This window comes from Candidatus Cloacimonas sp., from assembly GCA_039680785.1.
Lineage (GTDB): Bacteria > Cloacimonadota > Cloacimonadia > Cloacimonadales > Cloacimonadaceae > Cloacimonas.
The window spans coordinates 1-1,544 of record JBDKSF010000069.1; the positions used below are offsets into that span (position 1 = coordinate 1).

Genomic DNA, 1,544 nt, shown 5'->3' on the forward strand with positions numbered 1-1,544 from the left:
CTCTTTCATTCGTTCTTGACAAAATCGCTTTCTTTTTTTGCTTGGTATGAAAATATTGGAGACCCGCAATGGAAAACCGGATATATGAATACTGCACGGTATTCATTATGGCGTGGCTGTTTGTGTATGGTTTAACGCCTTTTATAATCCGCTTGGCGAGAGCTTTAAACTTTGTAGATAAGCCCGAAGCGCGTAAGATACACTTGAAAAATATCCCCCTTTTGGGTGGATTAAGTGTGGCATCCGGTTTTGTTTTACTCTGCATTTATGATGTATTAATTTCTCCCGGACGCTATCTGGATACTCCTATGCTTGGTTATCTGGCAGGTTCCGTGCTAATTGTGATGATAGGTCTAATAGATGATCACAAAGGGATGAAACCGAGAGTAAAAATGTTTGGTCAGATTGCCGTTAGTTTAATCTTCATAATAACGAATTTTACTTTTGCCGAATTGAGTTTAATGTTCGGAAGCATATATATTTCGCTGCCCATCTTGATGTTATGGATGGTGGGTTTGATGAATGCCCTCAATTTTTTGGACAATATGGATGGCATCATAAGTGGAATGGCAGGAATTTTAGGTTTGGGTTTTTTTGCCTTTGCGCTAACCAATACCACGCAAGCAAATCAAGAAGCGATGGCTTTAATGGCATTGATTGCACTTAGTTTTACCGGTTCCGTTTTGGGTTTTCTGCCATATAATTTTAATCCGGCGCGTATTTTTTTGGGTGATGCCGGCAGTATGTTCATTGGATATTTTCTTTCTTCCATGGGAATTTTAATGGCGCGTTATGCTGCCAATCGTTATAATGATAAATTATTCTATTTATTGCCGGTTTTGTTGCTCTCCTATGCCATTTTTGATATTTCACTGGTAAGTTACACTCGCAGAAGGGATGGAAGGCAAGTAATGCAAGGAGGTAAAGATCATAGCACTCATAGAATAAATACTGTGCTTGGTTCCATCAAAATAACCGCCATTATGATTTATACCATCAATCTGCTGATAGCGCTTACCTCCATTATCATCTTTAGAATTGGCAACCGACATTTACTGATGATTGCTACTGCCTTGTTTGCCGCCTTCTTCTTATTTTTCGGTTTAAAGCTGGATAAAGTTCCGATTGTTGTTCCAGCCAATCAACAAAAACATAAAACGGAGTAATTATGGAATTGATAATTTTGGGCTCGGGTTCCGGTATTCCGCAACTTGATAAACATCTTTCCAGTGTTTTAGTGCGTCAGGCAAATAAATTGATGTTGGCTGATTGTGGAGATAGCTGTGCGCACCGTTTGCTGGAGCATAATATAACGGCGGATGAATTGGATGCCATATTTATTACTCATTATCATCCAGATCATATTGGTGGTCTGTTTATGCTTTTGCAAATGTTATATTTGCAAAATAGGACACGAGATCTTCTTTTGTTCTTACCGGAAAGGCCTGCTTCATTTTTGGAAATATTACAATTGATGTATACTTATCCGCAAAAATTTGGCTTTAACTTGTTGATTCGTGATATGGAACAGGCAGAATTGTATT

Annotated in this window: 2 protein-coding genes; both read left to right on the plus strand. The window is 38.5% G+C overall.

Features of this window, described 5'->3' with window-relative positions; genetic code table 11:
• Positions 1–68: 68 nt before the first annotated feature.
• Positions 69–1,166: an MraY family glycosyltransferase gene (locus ABFC98_04745; GenBank protein MEN6445334.1), complete on the plus strand. Its 1,098-nt coding sequence runs from the start codon at positions 69–71 to the stop codon at positions 1,164–1,166.
• Between the two features lie 2 nt (positions 1,167–1,168).
• A partial coding sequence (locus tag ABFC98_04750) for an MBL fold metallo-hydrolase (GenBank protein ID MEN6445335.1) occupies positions 1,169–1,544 on the plus strand: 376 nt, incomplete at its 3' end.